This is a genomic window from Vibrio sp. SG41-7 (genome assembly GCF_014164465.1).
GTDB classification, from domain to species: Bacteria; Pseudomonadota; Gammaproteobacteria; order Enterobacterales; family Vibrionaceae; genus Vibrio; species Vibrio splendidus.
The window spans coordinates 1-6,403 of the sequence record NZ_JACJFF010000183.1; the positions used below are offsets into that span (position 1 = coordinate 1).

General features: G+C 42.5%; 6 protein-coding genes. 3 read left to right on the top strand and 3 right to left on the bottom strand.

What is annotated here, in order from left to right; genetic code table 11:
• Positions 1-186: AAA family ATPase (locus H5300_RS24900; RefSeq protein ID WP_182797178.1), on the bottom strand; the 186-nt coding region annotated here is incomplete at its 3' end.
• A 638-nt stretch (positions 187-824) separates the two neighbouring features.
• Between H5300_RS24900 and H5300_RS24905 the strand changes: the two genes are divergently transcribed.
• Positions 825-2,648: a M4 family metallopeptidase gene (locus H5300_RS24905; RefSeq protein ID WP_182797179.1), complete on the top strand. Its 1,824-nt coding sequence runs from the start codon at positions 825-827 to the stop codon at positions 2,646-2,648.
• A gap of 324 nt (positions 2,649-2,972) precedes the next feature.
• Complete coding sequence (locus H5300_RS24910; protein WP_182797180.1) at positions 2,973-4,184, top strand: DUF3103 domain-containing protein; 1,212 nt, start codon at positions 2,973-2,975, stop codon at positions 4,182-4,184.
• 92 nt (positions 4,185-4,276) lie between these two features.
• Here the strand turns inward: H5300_RS24910 and H5300_RS24915 are convergent, their stop codons facing one another.
• Both H5300_RS24915 and H5300_RS24920 read right to left on the bottom strand, forming a co-directional pair.
• Positions 4,277-4,594 (bottom strand): Dabb family protein, encoded by a 318-nt coding sequence (locus H5300_RS24915; protein WP_017062393.1) that lies wholly within the window; start codon positions 4,592-4,594, stop codon positions 4,277-4,279.
• A 214-nt stretch (positions 4,595-4,808) separates the two neighbouring features.
• On the bottom strand, positions 4,809-5,048 hold the full coding sequence (locus H5300_RS24920) for a hypothetical protein (RefSeq protein WP_182797181.1): 240 nt from the start codon (positions 5,046-5,048) through the stop codon (positions 4,809-4,811).
• A 256-nt stretch (positions 5,049-5,304) separates the two neighbouring features.
• Between H5300_RS24920 and H5300_RS24925 the strand changes: the two genes are divergently transcribed.
• Complete coding sequence (locus H5300_RS24925; protein WP_102547485.1) at positions 5,305-6,189, top strand: LysR family transcriptional regulator; 885 nt, start codon at positions 5,305-5,307, stop codon at positions 6,187-6,189.
• Positions 6,190-6,403: the final 214 nt, after the last annotated feature.

The following is a 6,403-nucleotide window of genomic DNA, read 5'->3' on the forward strand; positions in this document are numbered from 1 at the left end:
ATAGAAATCAGTAATTTGTGCAGCTTGATTGGGCTTTACAAAATATTGATAAGCATGAAGAATACTTGATTTCCCTATATTGTTCTTCCCGAATATAAAAACTATATTGTTATCAATGAAACTGATAATGTTTTCATCACCATTGATAGCTCTAAAGCTAGATATTTTTAGGCTTTTTAATTTCATTTTTATCTCTTGTAGTTTTCGCCAAACTGACCCAATAAACTAACAGTGATTAGACAGAAAACTCTGTATTTAACTACAGAGTTTTCTGTCTAGTTTCTTATGCTGTCTATCTTAAGCGACTTACTCCATTTATAACAACAACTTATCGTTCTTAGTTTGTGATTGAACAAGAAAATGTAGATCTTCTTCTGTCTAACAAGATCAAATGTAGAAAAGATGAGTTCTGTATTTAATGGTATTGTTAAAACAAGTTTACTATTGATAATTAAGACAATGTTTCCACTTCCAAACACCCTCTTATTTACTAATCTGTAATTAAGGTAAAATCAGAAAAATATCGAAGTTAACTTAGAGAAACGTATTCTATAGATTCAAACAAAGCGGATTTTAATAACTCCCGACCCTTCATACGTTTACGATCAATAACAAAATTAAATTTTATAAAAACAATTTGATCAATAAGAACTTTTGTAAACTTTGAATTACATACTCTAAAAATAAATCTCCCTGATAAACTTGTCATAATTCCAAATGCTCTTCCAATCTTGATTCGCAACACATGGCACAGATGTGTTGCATATAGACTTCCTATAAAGCCGTTGGGAAGAAGGAGTTTATATTAAAATCAGGAACGAAAAATGAACCAACAACGTCAACTAAGCTGGAAAATAGCAGCCATTCTAGGTACGTCTTTCGGCTTTACTGCACACGCTGCAGAAATGGTCAGAGTCGATAATGATGCATTACTACAACAAAGCCTCGTCGCGCAGTCGAAGAGTGTTGCTCCACTTGAATTAGGTTTTTCTGAAGTTAAACGGGTGGTATTGCCCAATGGAAAAACGAAAGTTCGCTACCAACAAACTCACCTAGGTTTACCCGTCTTTGATACTTCGGTCGTGGCCACCCTTTCCAAGAACCAACCCACTCAAGTGTTCGGTTCCATGGCACAGGGGATCAGTGGTGACCTATCTAGCATCGCGCCAAAACTGAATCAGGAACAAGCGATAGAAGCTGCGATCTCCTCTCACCGCACGTTTACCGTCGGCAAAAAGTCGATTGAAAATAAAAACGCGAAACTGATGGTGAGATTGGATGAGAACCAAGTCGCCCAAGTGGTGTATCTGGTCGATTTCTTTATCGCATCCTCTATGCCAGAACGCCCTTTCTACTTTATTGATGCCACGACTGGCGATGTGCTCCAAAAATGGAATGGGCTAAACCACGCTAAAGCATTGGGTACTGGCCCCGGTGGTAATATTAAAACCACTCGATATGAATATGGCAGTGACTTCCCTAGCTTTCCCATCGACAAGACAGGCACAACTTGTACGTTAGAAAACGATTCTGTTAAGACCGTCGATTTGAGGAACGGAACGTCTGGCAGCGCAGCCTACAGTTACAACTGTGCCGACGGCACCAACTACACCGATCATAAGTACATTAACGGTGCTTACTCGCCTCTTAACGATGCGCATTATTTTGGTAATGTCGTGTTTGATATGTACAAAGAGTGGATGAACACGTCGCCTTTAACTTTCCAGCTGACGATGCGCGTTCATTACGGTACCGATTATGAAAATGCCTTCTGGAATGGCTCATCCATGACCTTTGGGGATGGCAAAAACACCTTTTACCCATTGGTCGACATCAACGTGAGTGCTCACGAAGTCAGCCACGGGTTCACCGAGCAAAACTCCGGCCTTGTGTACCGAAACATGTCGGGCGGTATCAATGAAGCCTTCTCCGATATTGCGGGCGAAGCGGCTGAATACTACTTACGTGGCAGTGTGGATTGGGTGGTCGGAAGCGATATATTCAAATCAGAAGGCGGCTTGCGTTACTTTGATCAACCTTCAAAAGATGGTCGTTCGATTGATCACGCCTCGCAATACTACGATGGCTTGAACGTTCACTTATCTAGCGGTGTTTATAACCGTGCCTTTTATCTTTTAGCGAACAAATCGGGTTGGAATGTACGTAAGGGTTTTGAAATATTCACGGTTGCCAACCAGTTGTATTGGACGGCAAACAGTACCTTTGACGCAGGAGCTTGTGGCGTAGCGAAAGCCGCAGCAGACATGGGCTATGTGGTTGCCGATGTTGAAGATGCTTTTAATACCGTAGGCGTGAATGCAAGTTGTGGTTCAACGCCGCCAACTGGCAATGTGCTGACGAAAGGCACGCCAATTTCGAACCTAAGCGGGAACCAATCCTCAGAGAGCTTCTACACGTTCACTGTTGATTCTGCATCTAGCGTGACGGTTTCAATGTCTGGTGGTTCAGGCGATGCCGATCTTTACGTGAAATCAGGCAGCAAGCCAACGACATCGAGTTACGATTGCCGTCCTTATCGTGCAGGAAACAATGAGCAGTGCAGTGTGAGCGCGCAACCGGGTGTCACCTATCATGTGTTACTGCGCGGATACTCGAACTACTCTGGCCTAACGTTACGTTTAGATTGAGTTAGAGCGAGCCTCTCAAACAAGTTGTAAATCGAGAACTAGCGGTTAACCGCGAAATAAAAACCTACTCACTTTGAGTAGTTTTTTTTATGACACACTGTAGTAGCTAATAATATTGTAAGTTATTTACTGATACGTTTATTAATTTATAAATATCAAGGTTACTTAGGCATTGTTTTATAAAAACAGTTTAAATTGAGATCCTGTGCTGCACAACGAAACAAAAATAACTGACTAACTTTTGAACACATTCACGTTACTGATAGGTTAATCCTTATAGGGCAAATGCTCTATTAATGATAAAAATTAAAATAAGGATTATTTATGAGACCATCTTTTCCTATCAGTATGGTGCTTGCAACGACAGTGGTTGGCTTCCAGTCTTTTGCGCAAAATATTGAGACAACTGATTCATTAGGTATTGCAGAAAGTAGCGCTGCGCAAAAGCAATCTTTGGCGTTACAAATCAGCGAGCGTTATTCCGATCTTGAGCTTTCATTGAAGGCTCAGATCTCAGAAAAGAACTTATCCGCGCCTGTAGATAAATTGAGCTCTACTCAGCCCTACTCTGCATTTTCAAGCCGGATGCAGAAAGCGGATCTTGGTTATCGCAAGATGAAAGGGATCAACGACTTCAGCGACTCTGTGTTAGAGGTTCGCATGGCTGATGAAGCGATGATCGAAGCTTGGAAGAATGGTGAAAACCCGCTGTTTGCATTTGAACCATCAGGCGACGATTCGAATTGGCAATACATTGAAGCGTATGACGTGTACGGACAGGTTCATGAATTAGATGTGTACCAAATGCCAGACGTTCCCGTATTTGTCATTGACAGTAACGGCGCAGAAGAACTCAAAGCAGGCTTAATGGCAATGCAGAGCGAAATGCAGAAACTAGGCACCACCACGCAAATCAATAGCGATAGCAAAACTGACACCAGTACCTCCAAAATTCAGAAACAAACATTCTTAGGCAAAGCGACTCGCTCAATGACGATGTCTGAACCTGAAGAATTGAACACCACCCAATTATCTAAGATTCGTTTGGCCATTGATAGAGAACCTTGGATCTCTGGCAAAGCTGAAATCTACGCTATTGTCACTGGGGTTAATGCAAGCCGTATAGAACCACAGATCGACCTGGTTGAGATGCCTTATCTGGACTACGACAAACAGACGTACTACCCGAACCAGACCGTCATCTTCTGGCCTCGCTACCGTTGGGGCGCTGCAGACATGATCTTGATGGAACACGATGATGGCACCGATTATAAAGCGTTAGCCAAACTGCTAGTTGAAGCCGCAGAAGAGATATTGAAGATGATTCCAGATCCTGAAGTTCAGGGTTATGCGATCATTCCTCAGATCACAGGTAAGATCATTGATGTGATTCCTGAAGGCGTATTAGTCAATGATGATGACTTCGTGGATGTGTATTACACCTTAATGCAAAACACGCCTTATGTTAACCGCCCAGGCGCTGGCGGTAATGCGGTTGCATCGTTTGCACCAGTCACGATTTCACCAACAGAGTAAGTCGTTTCTTATTTAGTTAGGGCTTAAACGCTAGGCCCTAACTCTTCATTATCGAAGGTAAGTCAAACACAAGAGACCTACTCAGAACCTAATTACAGGGAGTAATCAAACACAATGATGTCTTCTAAAAGCGGACGAAACACATCTTTCAGCGCATCATGCTCAGGGTGCGGAAGGTAATTCTGACGACCGTCTTCATCGGCGAATGTCATTAACACCGAGTGGGTATAACCTTGATTCTTGTTTTCAGGGCTGTCATTTAATCCCCATTCTACTGAAGTGACCCCTTCAACCTTGTTTGGCATCGCTTCAAACAGCATCTTTAGTTTTTGAACCTCTGAAGCCTCAGCGTTTTCTTTAAACTTAATCAGTAGAATATGACGAATCATTCCCGTTTCTTTTTGAGTCATTCCTTGTCCTTTCGAGTCGTTCGCTTACTGGTTTGTAATGCTTAACCAACACCCAATAGCGATCTAAATTAGAGAACAACAAAATGCCACACGTTACACAACATGCCAAGGCTAGATCGCTAGAGTTTATAAAATACTCCACAACCCAATAACGAAAAATGCTGCACCCAAGGGCGCAGCATTTCTCATGACAATGGTAAGCACATCTTTAACGTTAATCACGACGACCTGTAAGCTGGATCGTTTGGTCTTGATCTACGTTCTTTTGGAATTGGATTCCGCCGTTAGACGCTTCATTTCTTCCTTCCAGTGTTAAGTCAGATTCAACACGCTCAGCCTTTACTTGATTACCTTCGCTTCTTGCCACTTCAATAGTCCCTGTATACGTACCGTCGGCAGCAAAAGCCGTGTTCATTGAAAGAGCCATTAAGCCTAGTGCGATTAACTTTTTCATACATCACCTCATATTATTTTTAATTATTTGTTCGTTTGGTATCTGTGTTTCTTTGTTGAGGTAACTTTAGCGCTTGAGTGAAAGCCATTCGAGGAAAAGCAAGATTTACCAAATGGAAAATCAAAGGATTAGCGAAGTTCTGACGCTGTTCTGTCTTATCTGTTTTGTACTACCACTATGATATTAGAGTCACATAATTTCTGTACGCCTACCGCACCGAAATTACTGCCTATAAAAGGATTCATTTGGAGAGCCTGTGGACATCAATCTAGACATTCAAAATATCCTCGTTATCAAGCGTATGTATGAACTTCGCAATGTTGGACTGGTTGCGGAGTCGCTAGGAAAAACCTCCGGAGCGATCAGCAAGAACCTTTCGAAATTAAAGTTACAGCTCGACGACGCACTGTTCATTCAAACCAAACACGGGTTTGAACCCACAACTTTTGTTGAAACCAACATCGAAAATTTTGAGCAGATCTTGAGCAGCGTTGAAGCCATTAAACACCAAGTATTTTCGCCAGAAACTTACCAAGGTGATATCAAAATCTACGCGAATACACTGTTCTGGGAGCGCTTTGGCTCGAAGCTCTACTTTGCTCTCAGTAAAGAAGCCCCGCATGCTCACTACTCATTCGTTCGGTGGGGAAGCAATGTGAGGAACAGGCTCATCGACGGCGAAGAATCCATAGCGGTTCATTACTTTGATGAAACCTTGCCACAGTCAATTTCTCAAATGGAATTCGGCAAAGGAAAAGTGGTGTTCTTCGTGAGAGAGGATCATCCAGCGAAAGACTTTGAGTCGCTCGCCAACTACCCAATCATTCTATTTAAAACCCCGGGATGGAATGACAATAAATACCCGATCCTTGCTCGCCTTAGGAATATCGGTTTTCATGTCAACCCAAGAGTGGAAGTCGACCACCCTGCGATGATTCACGATGTTGTGTTCAAATCCGACTATTTTGGTATCACCCTCAATGGCAGCGTACCAGAAGGCTGTCGTAGTATTGATTTACCCGAAAAACTGACGATCGATGTGGGTTATGTGATGAGCTGCCGTCGTTCACAGAAAGACGCGCCTTTGAATCAATGGCTATTCCAAATGTTGAAATCCACCCTAAAAAACAAACAAGCGTAGTTCAGCATTTAACTGCTTAGCTGCTTAGCTGCTTAGCTGTTTAACGACATAACTCCCCTATCATCCAATAAAGAAAAGGCTCCCGAGGGCTGTCTCTTGATCACAAGTCTGGTTAATCAAGAGACTTAGCGAGTTCATACCCTTCAAGGATGGTTTGTAACCTAAGCCATCCTTGCCATAACGTCTTTATAGAAGCGCGACCTGTTCGCTTGGT